The following is a 17831-nucleotide window of genomic DNA, read 5'->3' as shown; positions in this document are numbered from 1 at the left end:
AGCGTGGTGGATGACGAAGGGATGGTCGTCGGAGTTGTGTCGGCGACGTCGGTCGACTCGCTGGCCTTCGACTACGCATCGGGCTATTCGGGGGTTCCGCTCTCCACGTCCATGCCGACGTCGCGAACGCACTACACGCACAAGACGATCGCGCCGTATCTCTGGGGGCTGCTGCCTGACGATCCGACCGTCATCGCAAGGTGGGCGAAGAAGGCGCAGGTTTCCGAGCGGAACATCTGCGGCCTGCTGAATCACGTCGGGGCCGATGCTGCCGGGGCGTTCCGCTATTCGAACGACCCTGCCGCGCTAGGTCTCCGCGCAGACGGCGGGAGCACTCCGCTCTCTGAAGCGGAGATCGCAGAGCGGCTACGAGGCCTGAAAGCAGACTCGTCGCGCTGGCACGACAAGAACGACGAGGGCAGGTGGTCCCTTGCAGGAGCCCAGGCCAAGATCGCTCTTTCGTGGGTGGACGGCGTCGGCTGGAGCGAGCCAGACGGTGGCACGCCTTCAACCCACATTCTCAAGCCAGCAATCGCCGGCTACGAGAGCTTCGAGGTCAACGAGTATCTCTGTCTTGGAGCTGCGGACCGATTGGGCCTCGTCGCCGCCAAAACCGAGCTGATGCGGTTCGAGGATCAGAAGGTCGTCGTCGTCGAGCGCTACGACCGGTCACACGGAGGTACTCGCCGCATCCACCAGGAGGACATGTGCCAAGCGCTCGGGGTGCATCCATCCGAGAAGTATCAGTCGGACGGCGGTCCAACCCCGGCGCAGATCGTGGAACGGCTGCGGCAGGTGTCGTCAGACGTCGACGTCGACGTCGAGCGGTTCTTGCTCGCGCTCGGGTACAACTGGCTTGTCGTCGGCACCGACGCGCACGCGAAGAACTACTCACTCCTGATCGCAGACAGCGTGATCAGATTGGCGCCGCTCTATGACATCGCATCGGCACTGCCCTACGTGGATGTCAACATTCGCAAGCGGAAACTGGCGATGAAGCTCGGCTCGACCTACCAGCCCCACAAGGTAGAGGTGCGTCACTTCGAGGCGTTGGCAGAGCAGGTTCGAGCCGACGGTGAGTGGTACGTCCAGGCGATGAGGGGACTGGCGGACGCCGCTGGAGACGCGTTTGTCGACGTGGCTGCGGAAAGCGGCAGCGATGACTGCCGGGCGATGCTCCCTCCGATTCTCGACTGGATCGAAGCCTGTCGGCGAGTTCTCAAGTAACTGCGGCCGGTATCGCCGATGTATCAGTTCGCCTTGCACCGGCTCGTGACGCCCTGTTCGGCAGCTTCCGGCTCGTCCGAGAATCACCCCAGCTAGATCGTAAGAAATCGGCGAGATCCGGTACAGACAGACACCCCCCGATACACCCCCATTTTCAGATTTGGGAGCAGGAGGCCGGGAGTTCGAACCTCCCCACCCCGACCACGCTGAGAGTTCTACCCAGTGGTCCCGCCGATCGTTGGCGTGCTTCGTTGAGCAGGGGTGAAGAGCGCCCTGGATCACCCGTCATGGCGTGCCGAGCCGGGCCAGTGTTGAACCTTGGGGCACGACGCGCTGCGCCTTGTCGGATCGGAGGCGCCGCTGTTGCAGCGCTTCTCTGTGAGCGTTGAAGCTCACATTCATGTTGATCTCGACGATGATTCGTCAGGAGCGGGAAGCCCTTGGCCTGTCGATGCGCGACCTGGCCGCCCTTGCAGGGTTGCGTATCCGACGATCTCGCGGATCGAGAACGGTCATGACGATCTGCGGCGGGACACGCTGATGAAGATTGCGGCCGCGCTCGGCAAGAGGCTCGTTCCCACGTTCGAGGCGCGAACGATGATTCGACTCGCGGACATCGGAGTCCCGCGCGACACGGATGAGCCGGACTGGACACGACTCCGTTCGTTCGCTGACCAGATCGCATTGCATCCCGAGTGGACCGCAGCCGCAATCGCTGACGCCCCGTCATCGGGTTCGCCGCTCATGTCGAATCTGCTCGCTGCGATCGCGGAGAAGCTTGCGGATGACTCGGGCATCCAACGGCCAGGCTGGACGAAGGAGGTTGCACCGCTGGAGTCGCCATGGGAGGCGCCAGCCACGCCGCAGCGACGGGCGACGAATGCCGAGAACACCCCGGCTCAGTTCGCCGCGCGCCGCATCACACTGGCGGAGCGCGCCATCTGGCGTGATCGAGAACTGATCTCGACATGACGCTGCTCGCCGGCGCGTCGACCTCGATCCTGACACGACCTGAACCGACCCACTCAGCGCGCAGCACGGTCCGGCTCGAGGGACGACAGCGACCGGCGAGACCAGCGAGCCCGAGGCGGCGATCAGCGGGTGGTGCCGAAGTAGACCTGCCACATCAGCGCGGATTTCGCAACGAACGACAGAGCGATGTAGACGCCCTCGCCGAACACGTAGCGCCGCCACTTACCGACTGCCTTGTACTGGAGGAACTGGTTGAGCGCAAAGACGTTGAACAACGCGAACACGCTGAAGAAGATGGCCCACACCCACGTCGGTACCGCCTCGTCGGCGTTGCCGAGCGCACCCGCGAAGTAGAGTCCTCCGACGATCCAAGGGACGGCGCCGGCGAAGCAGCCGAAGACGAACGGGTACCAGTCGATCGAGGACGAGCCCGGCGTGTTGACCCGCTCCATGATCCAGCCGAAGAGGATCATCGACGCATTGGCGCCGGCCACGGCGATGAGCGCCCCGACGTCGTATTCGCCGAGCAGCATCATGATCAGCACGATCATCAACGTGGCGCTCAGCGAGTACTCGATCCACCGGAACGGGTTCTGGCGGTTTGCGATCGCACGGTCGTACGTTCGGCGGGCCACCGTCGCCACGAGGAAGTGGAAGAGCGCGCTCAGCAGCGAGAAGGCGGCGACGCCGTAGCCGACGCGGACGTCGAACCAGATCTCGGTCGGAGGCGGCCCCTGCAGGAGGACGGGGTCTTCGGTGGCGTAGGACGTCGTGACCGGCAGGTCGAAGTCGGTGACGATCGCCAAGAAGACGACCGACTGTGCGAGGTGAAAGACGCCGGCGACGAGATTCGCGGTCCGGAGGCGTCGGCTCACGTCGGGAACGATGGTTCCGTGGCCCACGTCGCGATGCGCAACGTCGCGGTCGGTAGAACGACCGCCATGAGGATCGGTGGTCTGCTCGGTGCCTGGCGCGGCTGAAGGCGTGTCGATGATGAAGGCCATACCCTCCGCCTACCCCGATGCCGTGGGACCCAAACGACGACCGGCAATCGGTGACGTCGACGTCGCGACTCGCACGCGAACACCCCCAGCAGAGGTCCAACGACCGTGGACGCCATGCGCGGGAAGTTCCTCTCCCAGCTCATCGTCCTCGTCGCGATCAACGTCGCCGCGCTGCCAGGATGGGACTTTCGGGTCTCGATCGTCGCCAGCCTCGCCCTGACGCTGATCATCAGCCTGGCCCTGCTGACGGCACCCCGCCGACGGTCGCGCCCGGGCCGCCGCCGAACATCACGGTGGTGAAGGCTGGCTTGGCAACGGGGTGGGATACGTCCGCCGCCAGTGGCTCGTGCCGGCCATCGTCGCGTCAGGGGAGTTCGGCTTCACCACCACGATTCCCGTGATTGCAACGGACATGCTCCTGATCGTCGGCGCAGGAAGTGTGCACGCCCCGGTTCGAACAGGCCCCCGCTCACCGTTGCGGCGCCGCCACCATCACTCGCGACACCGCCGACTCCGACACCGCGACGGCGCCGCTGTCGAACACTTCGGCGGCAGGTCCGTCTTCGCATTGCTACGTGACGGCATTGCCGTGCGATTCGGATCGTCCGACATCGTCGAATCCGGATTTCACGCTCGGAGTACGGATGGCGGGAGGGCGTTCGACCATCTGCGTGGGGCCCGACGCACCTTGTTGCGAATGGTGTTCGTTGCGGATGGTGTTCGTTGCGGATGGTGTTCGTTGCGGATGGGGTGTGGCAACGCCGGGTTTGACACTCACTCGGAGGTGGGTAGGGCGAGAGTGACACAGTCTGCTCTCGGCTCACGAAGGGAACTCGATTCCGTGCCCCAAACCTCCCGTACATCCGAGGACACGGGCAGTGCACGAGGTTGCTCGTCTGACGAGTCCGACGACAGCGCCACCGCCGGCACGCGCGACGAGCCGGACGAGCACGATCACCAGAATCACGACAGCTACCACGGACATGAGGATCATGCCGCTCAGTTCCGTGACCGTTTCTGGCTGACGCTGATCCTGTCGGTGCCGCTGGTCGTCTGGGCGCCGATGATCCAAGAGTGGTTCGGCTACACCGCACCCGACCTCTACGCGATCGACGTCATCGTGGCGTTGCTCGGCTCGGTGATCTACTTCTACGGCGGCTGGCCGTTCCTCAGCGGCGCCAGCGAGGAGATCCGTGATCGACAGCCCGCGATGATGCTGTTGATCGGCATGGCGATCACGGTCGCCTACGTCGCATCGATGGCGACATCGATCGGGATCTTCGAGGCCGACGTGTGGTGGGAGCTCGCCCTGTTGATCGATGTGATGCTCCTCGGCCACTGGATCGAGATGCGCGCGGTGGGGCGCGCTCGTGGAGCGTTGGCCGCGCTGGCGGAGATGATGCCCGACGAAGCCGAGCGGGTGACCGACGACGGGTCCACCGAGACCGTGAAGGCCTCGCAGCTGGAAGTCGGCGACGTGGTCCTCGTGCGCCCTGGTGGTCGGGTTCCCGCCGACGGAGAGATCGTCGACGGGTCCGCCGATGTCGACGAATCGATGGTCACGGGCGAATCCACACCGGTGACACGCAGCGAAGGCGATCGGGTCGTCGCTGGCACGGTGGTGGCGGATTCGAGTTTGCGCGTCGAGGTCGACGCCGTCGGCGACGACACGACACTCGCCGGCATTCAACAGATGGTGGCCGACGCCGAGGGCTCCGCCACCCGCACGCAGAAGCTGGCCGACCGGGCTGCGGCGTGGCTGTTCTACGTCGCGGTCGCTGCTGCGGCTCTCACTGCTGTCGTCTGGCTGGTTGCCGGTGATGGGGAGTTCGCTCTCGATCGATCCGTCACCGTGTTGATCATCGCGTGCCCCCACGCACTCGGTCTGGCGATCCCGCTCGTCACCTCCATCTCCACATCGAAATCGGCCAGCTCGGGGATCCTGATCAAAGACCGAGTCGCGCTCGAGGTGATGCGCAACGTGGACACCGTGCTGTTCGACAAGACCGGGACGCTGACCGTCGGCGCACATCGGGTGACCGACACCGTCACGGTCGACGGGGTGGAGATCGACGAGATGCTCCGCCTCGCCGGTGCGGTCGAGGCGGACTCGGAGCACCCGCTGGCACGGGCCATCCACGAATACGCGAGTGAGCACGCCACCGGCGAACTCCCGGCAGCCGACGGCTTCGAGTCGATGGCCGGTCGCGGTGTCGAAGCCGACGTCGACGGGACGAAGGTCGCCGTCGGCGGTCCGGCGCTGCTTCGCGAACGCGACCTCGAGGAGCCGGCGTCGATGCAGGACGAGGCACAACAATGGCGTGACCGCGGCGCCGCCGTCCTCTACGTCGTTCGAGATGGCCGAGATGGGCGAGATGGCCGACATGGTGGGATCATCGGAGGGTTCGCCCTCGAGGACGCGGTTCGAGACGTCTCTCGTGAGGCCGTCGGACGACTCCACGAGGCCGGGGTCTCGGTGGCGATGATCACCGGCGATGCCCAACAGGTCGCGGACGCCGTCGCCGCGGAACTCGACATCGACGAGGTCTTTGCCCACGTGCTTCCGGAGGACAAAGACGCCAAGGTGCAAGAGCTGCAGAGCCAAGGCCGCCGGGTGGCGATGGTCGGCGATGGCGTCAATGATGCCCCGGCGTTGGCCCGAGCCGATGTCGGTATCGCCATCGGCGCAGGCACCGACGTGGCCATCGAGTCGGCAGGCATCGTGTTGGCCGCCGATGATCCTCGTGGAGTGGTGGCGATCCGCCGACTCTCACAGGCGACGTATCGCAAGATGGTGCAGAACCTGTGGTGGGCAGCGGGCTACAACGTCGTGGCGCTCCCACTCGCAGCCGGTGTGCTCGCTCCGATCGGGTTCATTCTGCCCGTTGCCGTCGGCGCGGTCTTGATGTCGACCTCCACCGTCGTCGTGGCCCTCAACGCTCAGCTCCTCCGCCGCATCGACCTCGACCCCGACAGCTGAACCGACCCGACCCGGCGCTCAGGATGTTCTCGACGACCCGATGGCCGACGGCGCGGCGTGCGCATCGCTCGAACCCCAATTCGCCGCCATCGTCAGCTCGAGCGGCCGGACGCGGTGTGCGAGGTGAACTGCGACCTCATCGGGAGGCGTCGGTTTACCGAAGAGATAGCCCTGCCCGATGGCACAGCCGATCGCCTGTACCGCCTCGGACTGGGCCGCCGTCTCGATGCCCTCGGCGACCACGGCGAGGCCGAGTTCGGCGCCGAGGTGCACGATCGATCGCACGATGGCGCGGTCGTTGGGGTTCTCGCCGATCCCGGCGACGAACGAACGGTCGATCTTGAGCGCGTGGATCGGGAACTTGCTGAGGTAGGTGAGGCTGGCCCAGCCGGTACCGAAGTCGTCGATGGCGATCCCGATGCCCTGGTCGGCGAGGCGGTGCAACATCGCCGCTGCTTGATCGACGTTGCGCACGAGCGACGTCTCGGTGACCTCGAGCCACAGCGCATGAGCGTCGAGTCCCGCCGTCTCCAGCGTCGCGATGACCCTGTCGACGAGCCCTGCGTCGGCGAGCGCGGCCGCCGACACGTTGACCGACAGGCCGATATCGGCGCCCTCGGCCCGCCACGCGGCGACCTGTCGGCTGGCGGTGTCGAGCACGAAGGCGTCGAGCTCGATGATCAACCCGTTGCGCTCGGCGACGTCGATGAACGCCGCCGGGCTGAGGAGACCCCGGACCGGATGCCGCCAGCGCACGAGGGCTTCGACGGTGACGAGGTGCTCGTCGGCGAGCGCGACGACGGGCTGATAGTGCACCTCGAACTCTCGTCGATCGAGGCCGCGCCTCACGTCACCTGCGTCCGGTTCAGGCGGGCCGTCGGTCTGGTCCGAGGACATCGCGACGACTCGGTTGACGATCGCGATGCCGATGGCCTCTGCGTGGTCGTCGAGCATCGTGGTCATCGACGACATCACGTCGATGCGGGAACCTTCTCGTGTGCGCTGTCGGCCTTGGGTGTGCCAACGTCCGCTGATCTCGAGTTGTCGCTCCGCTGTCGAGAACTCGTCGCCGTCGAAGTCGACGACATCGAGCAGATGCCGTCCGAGTACGTCGTTCTCGGTCCATCCGTACAGACGTTCGGCCGCCCAATTCCAGCTTCGGACGTGGAAGTGCAGGTCGGTCACGATCACGGCATCGGACACTTCGCTGTACACGCCGATGGCCAGGTGACGGAGCCGGGTCGGCGAATCGTCGGACACCATCAACTCGAGGCGCCGAGCGGGTTGGCCGTTCCACGTGGTCTCCGACGACCACATCTCCACGATGACTTCGGACCCGTCCGACCGTTGAGCCGTCGCGATCTGAGACCGGCGAGTGTGTCCTGCCCTGATCAGATCTCGACGCTCGGCGACCGCGTTGCGGGATGCGGACGCAGCGAAGTCGAGCGTGTTCCGGCCGAGGAGGCCGGACGGCTCCGTGTGCCCGAGGATCTGAGCTGCAGTGGTGTCTGCCGACACGATGTACCCGTCGACGTGGACGAGGGTCCCTGTCCCGACCGGCGGTGGACGATGAACAGATGGGTCGGATTCGGGCGCGTCGAGTCGGTAGCCGGCGCCCCGAACGGTCGTGAGGAGCTGCGGCTGTCGAGGGTCCGTCTCGATCTTCGAACGGAGCCGCCGGACATGTTCGGTGACGGTCGAGCCGGAGTGCCAGTCGGCACTCGTGTGCCCCACCGCTTCGAGGAGCTCACCTCGGCTGAAGGTGTGGCCAGGTCGAGCGGCGAGAAAGGCGAGGAGCGCGAACTCCATGGCGGTCAGTTCGAGCGGACGGTGGTGGAGTGTGACATCGCGGGCGTTCAGATTGATCTCCAGCGGGCCGATGTGCAGTTTGGTGTCGGCGGTGAGGCCGTGGCGTCGTTCGACGGCGAGGACTCGGGCGACCAACTCGCGAACGAAGAACGGCTTGATGACGTAGTCGTCGGCGCCGGATTCGAACGCGTGGACCCGGTCGGTTTCCGCGGCGGCATCCGTGAGCACGATGACGTGGGCCGTCGAGCCTGATGCTCGCAGTTCGGCGATGATCTCGAGCCCGGATCCGTCGACCAGTGCGAGACCGACGATGACCACGTGGAAGTCCTGGCGCCCCAGCGCTGCGCGACCGGCGGCGACGGTGTCGGCAGCGACGACCGTGGTGACAGATCGGCTCTTGAGTCCATCGAAGACGACCCGCTGAACAGCCGCGTCGTCTTCGATGATCAGCACCCTCATGGCGACGCCCATTCCCCAGCAACACACCGCTTGCGTGCGCTGTGGATGCTGCGGTCGAACGCGGCGGTGCGAGTTGGCGTGTCGTGGCGATCGTGAGCACATGTCTGCGCGTTCGCCGACCCTCGGCTCGACGGTGCCGGTCGGCCAACGCCGTGACGTGAAGAGGCCGATCCTGACCGTGAGACGCAACTCATCCTCGGTGCATCGGCAGCTTCGGCGGAATGGTTGAGCCTCGAGATATACAGGTTCCGTCGGCGCAGACCCGTTGTGTCAGTCGGGAGACGAACCCTTCGGCGCGGTAGTGGGACTCGGCCGTTGCGAATTCCGGGGGTCGGCCAGCGAAGCGTGCCTGCGGCCGGGTGGTCACGCAGGCACGGGCAAACCGTTGTCGAATCGGTGCTGAGCGACTTCTCGTAGGGAGATGCCCGATGCGGATCGGGCCCGGCGTTGCGCAAGACGCATGGGGGTCACCAGCGCTCGCTGGCCGTGCTCCCAGGTGGGAACACACGACGCGGCGATGGCCCGGTCGATCAAGGACTGCGCCCGCAACCCCACCACCAGGTGGCGTACCTGGTCGGGCGCTACACCGGGATAGTCGCTGAGAAACGCTGCCTCGACCATGGTCTGATGCTCGGCGTCGGCGAGCACGTGGATGTGGAAGAAGGGGCGCACGCTCGGGTCGAGGCCGAGCCGGTCGCAGCACTCCACCATGCGTTGGTTCGGGACCACCGAGTCCATCTCGAACAGCGACAGCTGACCGAGCACGAGGCCGCGCAGTCGGCGATGCATCGCACCGAGTGTGACGAGGTTCGAGGTCGCCAAGGCCGGCCCGGTGCACCGGTCGATGTAGGCGTTCGGGGTCGGGTCGAGGCCGAGACCGACGAGTGCATCGGCGAACAGTTCGGCGTGGGACCGTTCGTGGCCGACGCCGTACTCGCCAGCCTGGATATCGCAGAACACTCGCTTCGTTCGCCCGTCGAAACGGGGGAGCGCGAACGTATGCGGGTCGGCCTCCTTCGACTGGTACGGGGAGCGAAGCACCATCGACTCACGCACCTGCTCGACGGTCCCGTGATCGCGCAGGTGGGACGACACCGACGGCCCGTCGAGACCAAGTAGGCGTTCGGCCTCCGCGAGCGGGTCGACGTTCGCGTTGGCACCCACTTCGAGTTCGAGGCGGCGATGAAATTCGTCGGCGAGCCGTGTGCGGACGGTGGCGACCGCCGGCTCCCACTCCCGTCGATCGTCGACACCGACCCAGCCGCGGTAGTGCAGTTCGTTGAGCACGTACAGCGCGAGCTGCAGGTCGTGCTCGAACGGGTCGTCGCCATCGAGTTCGACCGTCGGGTCGAGGCCGGTGTCGTCGAGTAGCGCGGAGATCACGCGCTCCGACAACGGTCCGACGGGAATGGGAAGCGGAGAGGTCATGTGAACGCAGTACCCGATCCGATGCCGATCGATACCTCACGTGACACACGCCCTGTCGTTCGCCCGGCTGGCGAGCGGCTGGCGAGCGTGCCGGCGAGCGTCGTCGATCTCGACCTCACCGTGACAGCCTGGCGGTCGGGTCGTAGTGTGCGGCGATGGGTGACGTCGCGTACGACCGGTATCCGGATTTCGAGCAACTGACCCTGTGGCTCGAGCAGTTCGCCGCGGACTTCCCCGATCTCGTCCGGCTGACCTCGATCGGCCAGTCGTACGAAGGTCGCGATCTCTGGCTGCTCACGGTGACGAACCACGCGGTCGGGGTACCCACCGAGAAGCCGGCGATCTGGATCGACGGCAACATCCATGCCTCGGAGGTCACGGCCACGATGGCGATCGTCCATCTCGTCGATCACCTCACCGCCGGGTTCGGACGCGACGCCGACATCACCCGGGCTCTCGACACGCGCGCCTTCTACCTCGTCCCCCGGGTCAACCCCGACGGGGCTGAGCGCTCGCTCGCCGAACTCCCGTCGTTCGTTCGCGGCAGCGTGCACCCCTGGCCGACGCCAGACCGACTCGACGGCCTCGTCACCGATGATGTCGACCGTGACGGGCGCCTGCTCCAGATGCGCGTCCTGGACCCGAACGGCACATGGAAGCCGTATCCCGCCGACCCGCGGCTGCTCATCGCGCGTGAACCCGACGAGGACGGCGACGGCCCGTACTACCGACTGCTCGGCGAAGGCAGGATCCACGGCTACGACGGCGTGCGGGTCCCCAGCGCTCCGTTGCGCGAGGGCATCGACCCGAACCGGCAGTTCCCCTACAAGTGGGAGCGCAAGGTCGAAGGGCCGTGGGACGCGGGCGAGTATCCCGGGAGCGAACCCGAGATCGCGGCGCTGCTGCGGGCGGTCACCGACCGCAAGAACATCTGCGCGTATCTGGCGTACCACACGTTCTCCGGGGTCCACATCCGCGCCTACAGCGACCAGCCCGACGACTCCTTCGCCGCTGACGATCTGTGGACCTACGAGGTGCTCGGCGAGATGGCGACCGAGCTCACCGGCTACCCGTCGATCTCGGGTTTCCACGACTTCCGCTACCACCCGCAGAGCGTCATCCGCGGGGTGGGCACCGACTGGGCCTTCGATCACCTCGGTGTGTACGCCTGGACGACCGAGTTCTGGAACGCGCTCCAGGCAGCCGGTCTCGACGAGGCGCACCCGCTCGAGTGGTACCGAACCCACCCACTCGACGAGGAACTGCAACTGCTCGCGTGGGTCGACGAGAACGTGCCAGGGGGCTACGTCGACTGGTACGAGTTCGACCATCCCCAACTCGGTCGCGTCGAGTTGGGCGGCTGGCACAGCGAGCTCGTGTTTCGCAACCCGCCTCCCCATCTCCTCGAAGCAGAGATCGCCCCGCACTCGCGTCTTGCTGTGCGACTGGCATTGTCGTCACCGCTGTTGCGGCATCGCGAGACGATCGTCGAGGCGCTCGGCGACGGCACGTGGCGGCTCCGCGTGGTGGTCGAGAACGCCGGCTGGATGAAGACGGCGGTCACCGAGCGTGCCCTGGCCAGCGGCTACGTGCAGCCGATGACCGCTCGACTCTCGCTGGTCGACGGCGCATCGCTCGTCACCGGAAGCGAGCGCCTCGACCTCGGCCAACTCGCCGGACGAGCGCTCCGGCAGAACGCCGTCCGTTCGTTCTCCTCGGGCTCTGACGGCACCGGCGACCGCACGGTCGCCGAGTGGATCGTGCGCGCCGATCGCGGCACCGTCTGTCCGATCGAGATCACCCACGACCGCGCCGGCACGTTGCGCCTCGACGTCACGCTCGACGTCGCACCGGACGGCGCACTCGACTGACGATCCGCTCGCGCAGTCCGCACACGAGCGATCAGCTCGTCGCAGCCCGAGGTATCACGGCGATCGGCCGTGTCGAGTAACGCGCGACGTAGCCGGCCACGCTGCCGAGCAGCAAGCCGCGCACCGCACCCAATCCTCGGCTACCGACGACGATGAGCGACGCACCGGTCGCGTCGGCGACGTCGTCCAACGCGGTGCGCGCATCGCTCGCCACGACGCGACGGTCACAACGGATCGAGCGCTCCTCGATCGGGGCACACCACCGTTCGAGTGCTGCGTGTGCGGCATCCATCGTCGTGTTGTTCGGTCCGGCCCCGAGCGCGTGTACGGCGACGACGGACGTGCCGGTCGCCTCGGCCTGGGCGGCCGACCACGCCAGTGCGCGAGCAGCGCCGTCGGAGCCGTCGAGACCGACGACGATCGGGCCGCCGGTGCGTTCGGTGCCACCGCGCAGCACGACCACCGGACATGGGCTGTGCTCGACGCATTGCTGCGACGCCGATCCGAGCAGCAACCCGCTGAATCCTCCGAGCCCTCGTGCACCGACCACGAGCAGATCGGCGGTGCGTGCGGCCGTGATGAGCACCGTCGCCGCCGGGCCGCGACCGGCCTCGGCGTCGACGCGACCTGCATCGTCTCCCAGTTCCCGACGGATCAACGCACCGAGCTCCTCGCACGTCTGACGGTCCATCTCGTCGGCGTCGGGCAACCGTGCGGGGCCGGCGGGCGTGACGGCGTGCGCGGGATATTGCCATGCGCTGATGGCTCGAACACGCGCTCCTCGTGCCTTCGCGGTTCGAGCGGCCCATCGCAGCGCCGCAAGCGAACCGTCCGAACCGTCGACCCCGACGACGATGTCGTTGATCTTGTACTCGCTCGTCTCGATCATCTCGCTCTCCTGCTCATGCTGGTGGTCCTGGTGTTCGGTGGGTTTCACCGTGAGGCCATCCGCCGTTGCTCACGTTGTCGGTCGGCGCAGTGGCGGGCTGGCTCAGTTGTCGGTTCGCTCAGTTGTCGCTCGGCCTGGAGATCAAGACGGGGCACGGAGCGTGGCGGACGATCTCGGTCGCGACGCTGCCCATCGTGAGTCGAGTGAGCCCCGTACGGCCGTGCGATGCGATGGCGATCAGCGCAGCGGGCAGCCGCTCGGCGAACTCCGCGATCGAGTGGCCCGGTGTGCCGTGCAGGACCTCGATGCCCGGCTCGTCGGTCGACGAGACGAACCGTGTCGAAAGCACGCCGAGGCGTTGCTTGGCGGCTTCGATCTCCCGGTTCGGGACCGGTCGGTAGGAAGGTTCCGGGTTCTCATCAGGCCCGACGACTTCGGTGAGCCACGGGCGCAAGTCGAGCAGTTCGGACCACGTGTCAGCGATCGGAAGGATGCTGTTGGAGAACTCCGAGCCGTCGGAACACACCAGGAGCCGCCCGCGTTCGCTCGGAAGTAGCGCGGTGCCGCAGCGCGGCCCGACGAGGATCAACGGCCGTGTGGACTTGCGTACGACGCCGAGCGCCACGCTGCCCAACAGCGCTGCCCCGAGCCCGCCGCGGCCCCGTGTGGCCATGCACAGGATCGCCTCCGGTTCCGTCGACACCGTCTCGAGGATGACGTCGCCAGGCTGGCCGATGCCGACGACCCTGGTCTCGATCTCGACGCCAGAGGAGTGGAGCCCTGCGAGCTCATCGAGTCGGCGTTTCGCTTCGTCGGCATCGTCGGGCTCACACGTCAGCAGCACGATCCGTGCGGCGTCGAGGCGCGCTGCCAGCGCACATGCGGGGCGAATGGCTCGCTCGGCGAAGGGGGATCCGTCGAGAGGAACGACGATCGTGATCATGATCCGGGTAGTGCTCCTTGGGGTCTGGGGCGTGGATCCGAGCCCCGCCGATCGCTTGGATCGCTCGCAGCGTCATGGGGCCGGGTGGCATCGACCAGCCCCGGGTGGGGCTTGTGTCGACAGCATTCATTTTCGTATGTTGCGCTGCAGCTTTCCAGAGGAGAACGTCCCAATTGCGGCGACCTTCGTGCCTCCGTGGCAATTCTCAAGACCGGATCAAGATCCGATCAAGCTTCTCAAGTCCGCATCAGAATCTGGCGGGTGGCGCCGTTGGCGATGGTCTATCGACAACGCTGTGTGGATGAGCGACGAAGCCGCGGCCGGCCAGCACTTGGCCTGGCGACTGTCCGGCGCGTCGTGGGACGAGGTGACATCGGAGGTCGTGGCTGCGCTGGAACAGCTGGCGCAACGGCTGGGCGCCGATCGGTCGTATGTGACCGTGTACCACGATGACGGCACGTTCGAGAACCTCTTCGAATGGACCGCCAGTGGCGTCCTCCCGCAGCTGCCCGTGATCCAACGGCTTCGTTCCGACGACTTCGCGCACACCTCCGAGCTGGCGCGACACGGTGAGGTGTTCGCAGCTGCCGCGATCAGCGAGTTACCGGAGTCGGCAGCAGCCGAACAGCGCTCGTTCTCGTCGTTCGGCGTCGCTGCGGTGCTCCAGGTCCCGATCGTGGTCGACGGAGAGGGGATCGGGTTGGTCGGGATCAACCACTTCGCACCGGTCGGCGGATGGGCAGATGACGAGGTCGCTGCGGTTGGTGAGATCGGTCGTGCCATCGGGACCGCATTGGTTCGCGCTCGCGCCGCGGTGGCGACCGACCGGGCCGAGGAAGCGCAGGCAGACGCTCGGCGGGCCAGAAACGAACTGCTCGCTCACGTGAGCCACGAACTCCGCACACCGCTCCACGGGCTGCTGGGCTACAGCGAACTCCTCCGGCTCGAGCTCCGCGACGAAGCACACCGCCATGCACTCGCACAGATCGAAACCAGTGGACGGCGGTTGCTGGCGATGATCCGAGCTGTCGAGCCGGGCGGAGTCGAGAAGGTCGTCGGTGATCTTCCTCAGTCGAAGCAGCTGACGCTGGAGCATCGCAGCAAGGTCGTGCAGCTCCGGGACAGCGTCGCGTCCGAATCGAGCAATTCGGCGAGACCGACCGTCGCTTGCCGAGGGCTGCGCAGCGAGTTTGTCCAGGAAGGGTTCCCGCTGGGCAGGGTTCTCGATGTCGCGAGTGATGTCGAGTGCCAGGCGAAAAGGGCGCTCGTTGATCGGCCGTGTCGTCTGCAATCGGGTGAGGAGCCACGGGGTCGTAGCGCCAACGCACACCGAACGCTGGATCAGATTTCGATCAAGCTCGATCGATTGCACCTGCGTCCGCGGGTTCTCGCACGGGTGCGAGCGACCGCCGATGACGGCCTCGATGGGCGTGATCGGGGCATCCAGCGTGCGGGCGTGCCCGAGCGGGCCGACGGCAGACCGACGTCAGACCGATGTCCGGCGCTGATCAGGCACTGATCAGGCACTGGGGTCCATCTCCGCGCGGATCACGTGCTTCATGATCTTTCCGGAGGGGTTACGCGGGATCGAGCGGATGATCAGATCGTGCGGCACCTTGTAGTGCGACACGCGGGCTCGACAGAACTCCTTGATCTCGTCGAGCGTGATCGTCGCTCCCTCGACAGGCGTGACCACGGCCACGATGCTCTCGCCGTATTCGGCGTGAGGCTTCGCGACGATCGCGCAGTCGGCGATGTCGGGGTGCGCGGCCAACGCGTTCTCGACTTCGACGGAGTACACGTTGTGGCCGCCGGTGATGATCATGTCCTTGATCCGGTCGACGAGCGTCATGTAGCCGTCGGCGTCGAGTCGGGCGAGGTCGCCGGTGTGGAGCCATCCGTCGACGATGGTCTCGGCGGTCGCCTCCGGCCTGTTCCAGTAGCCCTTCATGATCGTCTCGCCCCGGAGCAGCAACTCGCCGGTTCCGCCGGGTTCGACGTCGTTGCCCGACGTGTCGACGACTCGGCACTCGGTGAACGGCAGGGCTTGGCGCCCGCTCGCATCCGGACGGGCTCGCACTTGTGCGGCGTCGCTGTAGATACCGCCCGGCCCCCCCTCGGTCTGCCCGCACAGCTGCATGAAGTCGACGTGCGGCAGCGTCGACACCAGTGCTTCGACCGCCGACGCCGGCATCGGTGCCGCGCCGAACAGTCCCGTCCGCCACGCCGACAGGTCACGCTCGGCGAGACCGGGGACCTTGAGCAGGAACTGGAACATCGTCGGGACGCCGAAGAACATCGTGATGCGTTCCGACTCCATCGTGTCGGCGACGACGGTCGGATCGAAGCCGCTGAGGATCACGTGCTTCGCGCCGATCATCGTGCCGGGCATCAACATGATGCAGAGCTCGGCAGCATGGAACAGGGGAGCGACGTGCAGGAAACGATCGCCGACGCGCATCCCACAGGTGGCGATGACGTTCACGCCCACCCACATCGACCGATGGTGGTCGAACAGCGCCCCCTTCGGCTTGCCCGTCGTTCCCGAGGTGTACAGGATCAGAGCGTCGTCGTCTTCGCTGACGTCGACGTCCGGCCGCGACGAGCCGCCGTCGGCTGCCAGGGCGAAGAGGTCGAGGTGATCGCCCGATGTGCCGAGCGCAACGACGCGGCGGCAGCTCTCGGGTAATCCGATCGAGATGGTCGCGTCGACCGCAGCGCGCAGCGCGGGGTCGAACAGGAAGACGATCGCACCGGAGTCGCTGAGCAGATACTCGATCTCGGGCGGCGCCGACGACGGGTTGATGGGAACGAAGATCGCGCCCAGTCGATGCGTGGCGTAGAACGCCAGGACGAAGCGGTCGGAGTTGGTCGACATCAAGGCGACGCGGTCGCCTTTGGCCACGCCGAGTCCGGCGAGCGCACACGCGACACGTTCGACCGCTTCGTCGAATTCCTCATAGGTGTAGTCGTTGCCGTCGAAACTCAGCGCTTCGGCGTCGGGCACGCGGCGGGCGGTGGCGCGAAGTGCGCCGTCGATGGTGGGCATGATGGATGCTCCGTTTCTCGCAGCGGCCTCGGGAGTGGCGACCGGGGTGGGTTCGGCGATGTCGCCCCCTGCGACACGCGACTGGGTGACGTCTGCGAGTCGTTGCAAGACGCCGTCCGTTGCCGCAGGACTTTAGAAACAGAATGTTCGGTTTGTCAACTCGAGCTGGCAGGTGGTCGCCCACAGATGCAGGCCAGGCGACTGCCCAACCAGGTCAGCTCGTGGAATCGAGCCCGCCAGCGACCGAGTCGCTCATCGCCGTCATCGCTGCGATCGCTGTGACGAGATCGCCGATCACCGCGTCCTCGTGATGTGCATCCCCTCGAAGGATGCGGGTGACCGAAGCACCGCGAAGTTGACGAAACATCATGTCGACGACGCGGTCGAAGTGGGGATGCGCCGCCAAGGGCTCTCCGAACATCTCGGCGACGAGTACTCGGTGGCGGGCACCGAGATCGCGCTCCGCGCGGTACAGCGTCTCGTGGAGTGCCCGATCGGTTCGTGCTGCGTTCCACAGCTCGAGCGAGGCGTAGAACAGGTCGCTGGTGAACGACTCCCACAGCAGTTCGATCACCGCCTGGGTGCGATCCGGCCCGTCGGCCAACTCGCTGGCACGTTTGCTCAGCTGGCGTTCGCGCACCTCGGACAGGTGGGTGATCGCCGCAGTCATCATCTCCTGCTTCGAGGAGAAGTGGTGCGTGAGGGCTCCCCGTGACACGCCCGCTCGATCGCACACGGCCGATGTCGTCGTCGAGGCGTAGCCGGCTTCGACGAGTGAACGGATCGTGGCCTCGTTGATCGCCCGCCGTGTTTCGGCGGATCGCTCGATTTGGGTTCTCGCCACTTGCCACCTCGATCATCGTCGACTTCGAGTCGGTCGCACAACGTAGCGACCCTCGGCCACATCGTCGACCCGCCAGCGATGAGAACCGAGGCGAGCTGTCCGCACGGGTTCTCATCGCTGGGGTTGGGGCTGGGGCTGGGGCTGGGGCTGGGGGTTGGGGCTGGGGTTGGGTGGGGGTGGGGATGGCGTGGCGCCCGATGTGGTGAGGGTGGGGGCGGCTGCGCGATCATGAGCCGGCTCGACTCGACAAGGGGATCCGATGACTGCAGCCGCAGACGACACCACATTCACGCCCGACCCGGACGCCGTTGCGTCGCTCACGTCGTCACGACCCGCCGGCCATGGCGCAACCCGCG

13 protein-coding genes are annotated in these 17831 nt (G+C 66.5%); 6 read left to right on the top strand and 7 right to left on the bottom strand.

Features of this window, described 5'->3' with window-relative positions; translation table 11 throughout:
- Positions 1–3: 3 nt before the first annotated feature.
- The gene (locus ACE37B_RS03795) at positions 4–1227 is read left to right on the top strand and encodes a type II toxin-antitoxin system HipA family toxin (protein WP_409921948.1); all 1224 of its coding nucleotides are present in this window, start codon (positions 4–6) and stop codon (positions 1225–1227) included.
- Between the two features lie 378 nt (positions 1228–1605).
- Positions 1606–2199 (top strand): helix-turn-helix domain-containing protein, encoded by a 594-nt coding sequence (locus tag ACE37B_RS03790; RefSeq protein ID WP_409922886.1) that lies wholly within the window; start codon positions 1606–1608, stop codon positions 2197–2199.
- Between the two features lie 122 nt (positions 2200–2321).
- Here the strand turns inward: ACE37B_RS03790 and heR are convergent, their stop codons facing one another.
- Positions 2322–3074 carry a heliorhodopsin HeR gene (gene heR / locus ACE37B_RS03785; RefSeq protein WP_409921947.1) on the bottom strand — a complete coding sequence of 251 codons (753 nt, stop codon included), beginning with the start codon at positions 3072–3074 and terminating at the stop codon, positions 2322–2324.
- Between the two features lie 243 nt (positions 3075–3317).
- On the opposite strand from heR, the gene ACE37B_RS03780 reads away from it, so the two are divergent.
- Together ACE37B_RS03780 and ACE37B_RS03775 are read left to right on the top strand one after the other, a co-directional pair.
- A complete protein-coding gene (locus ACE37B_RS03780; RefSeq protein WP_409921946.1) occupies positions 3318–3503 on the top strand; it encodes a hypothetical protein in 186 nt (61 codons plus the stop codon).
- Positions 3504–4044: 541 nt separating this feature from the next.
- Positions 4045–6183, top strand: a complete 2139-nt coding sequence (locus ACE37B_RS03775) for a heavy metal translocating P-type ATPase (protein WP_409921945.1) — start codon at positions 4045–4047, stop codon at positions 6181–6183.
- Between the two features lie 18 nt (positions 6184–6201).
- On the opposite strand, the gene ACE37B_RS03770 is transcribed toward ACE37B_RS03775, so the two are convergent.
- Both ACE37B_RS03770 and ACE37B_RS03765 read right to left on the bottom strand, forming a co-directional pair.
- On the bottom strand, positions 6202–8451 hold the full coding sequence (locus tag ACE37B_RS03770; protein ID WP_409921944.1) for an EAL domain-containing protein: 2250 nt from the start codon (positions 8449–8451) through the stop codon (positions 6202–6204).
- A gap of 363 nt (positions 8452–8814) precedes the next feature.
- On the bottom strand, positions 8815–9879 hold the full coding sequence (locus tag ACE37B_RS03765; RefSeq protein WP_409921943.1) for an iron-containing redox enzyme family protein: 1065 nt from the start codon (positions 9877–9879) through the stop codon (positions 8815–8817).
- Between the two features lie 155 nt (positions 9880–10034).
- Here ACE37B_RS03765 and ACE37B_RS03760 point away from each other — a divergent pair, with 155 nt between their 5' ends.
- Positions 10035–11750, top strand: a complete 1716-nt coding sequence (locus ACE37B_RS03760; RefSeq protein WP_409921942.1) for a M14 family metallopeptidase — start codon at positions 10035–10037, stop codon at positions 11748–11750.
- Between the two features lie 31 nt (positions 11751–11781).
- Here ACE37B_RS03760 and ACE37B_RS03755 read toward each other — a convergent pair whose 3' ends face one another.
- Both ACE37B_RS03755 and ACE37B_RS03750 read right to left on the bottom strand, forming a co-directional pair.
- Positions 11782–12687 (bottom strand): universal stress protein, encoded by a 906-nt coding sequence (locus ACE37B_RS03755; RefSeq protein ID WP_409921941.1) that lies wholly within the window; start codon positions 12685–12687, stop codon positions 11782–11784.
- Between the two features lie 70 nt (positions 12688–12757).
- Positions 12758–13582, bottom strand: coding sequence for a universal stress protein (locus ACE37B_RS03750; protein WP_409921940.1), 825 nt, complete (start codon positions 13580–13582; stop codon positions 12758–12760).
- A gap of 301 nt (positions 13583–13883) precedes the next feature.
- Here ACE37B_RS03750 and ACE37B_RS03745 point away from each other — a divergent pair, with 301 nt between their 5' ends.
- On the top strand, positions 13884–15101 hold the full coding sequence (locus ACE37B_RS03745) for a histidine kinase dimerization/phospho-acceptor domain-containing protein (protein WP_409921939.1): 1218 nt from the start codon (positions 13884–13886) through the stop codon (positions 15099–15101).
- Here the strand turns inward: ACE37B_RS03745 and ACE37B_RS03740 are convergent, their stop codons facing one another.
- A complete protein-coding gene (locus ACE37B_RS03740; RefSeq protein WP_409921938.1) occupies positions 15102–16739 on the bottom strand; it encodes a class I adenylate-forming enzyme family protein in 1638 nt (545 codons plus the stop codon).
- A gap of 106 nt (positions 16740–16845) precedes the next feature.
- A complete protein-coding gene (locus ACE37B_RS03735; protein WP_409921937.1) occupies positions 16846–17475 on the bottom strand; it encodes a TetR/AcrR family transcriptional regulator in 630 nt (209 codons plus the stop codon).
- Between the last annotated feature and the right edge of the window lie 356 nt (positions 17476–17831).

This window comes from Ilumatobacter sp. (genome assembly GCF_046290335.1).
GTDB lineage: Bacteria > Actinomycetota > Acidimicrobiia > Acidimicrobiales > Ilumatobacteraceae > Ilumatobacter_A.
The sequence above is the reverse complement of the archived record's forward strand: the minus strand, read 5'-3'. Positions and strand labels throughout refer to the sequence as shown.

Excerpts from the sequence above, each read along its gene's own strand:
- ACE37B_RS03780 (WP_409921946.1), top strand. The coding sequence starts at position 3,318 with ATGCGCGGGAAGTTCCTCTCCCAGCTCATCGTCCTCGTCGCGATCAAC.
- ACE37B_RS03770 (WP_409921944.1), bottom strand. The coding sequence starts at position 8,451 with ATGAGGGTGCTGATCATCGAAGACGACGCGGCTGTTCAGCGGGTCGTC.
- ACE37B_RS03765 (WP_409921943.1), bottom strand. The coding sequence starts at position 9,879 with ATGACCTCTCCGCTTCCCATTCCCGTCGGACCGTTGTCGGAGCGCGTG.
- ACE37B_RS03760 (WP_409921942.1), top strand. The coding sequence starts at position 10,035 with ATGGGTGACGTCGCGTACGACCGGTATCCGGATTTCGAGCAACTGACC.
- ACE37B_RS03750 (WP_409921940.1), bottom strand. The coding sequence starts at position 13,582 with ATGATCACGATCGTCGTTCCTCTCGACGGATCCCCCTTCGCCGAGCGA.
- ACE37B_RS03745 (WP_409921939.1), top strand. The coding sequence starts at position 13,884 with ATGAGCGACGAAGCCGCGGCCGGCCAGCACTTGGCCTGGCGACTGTCC.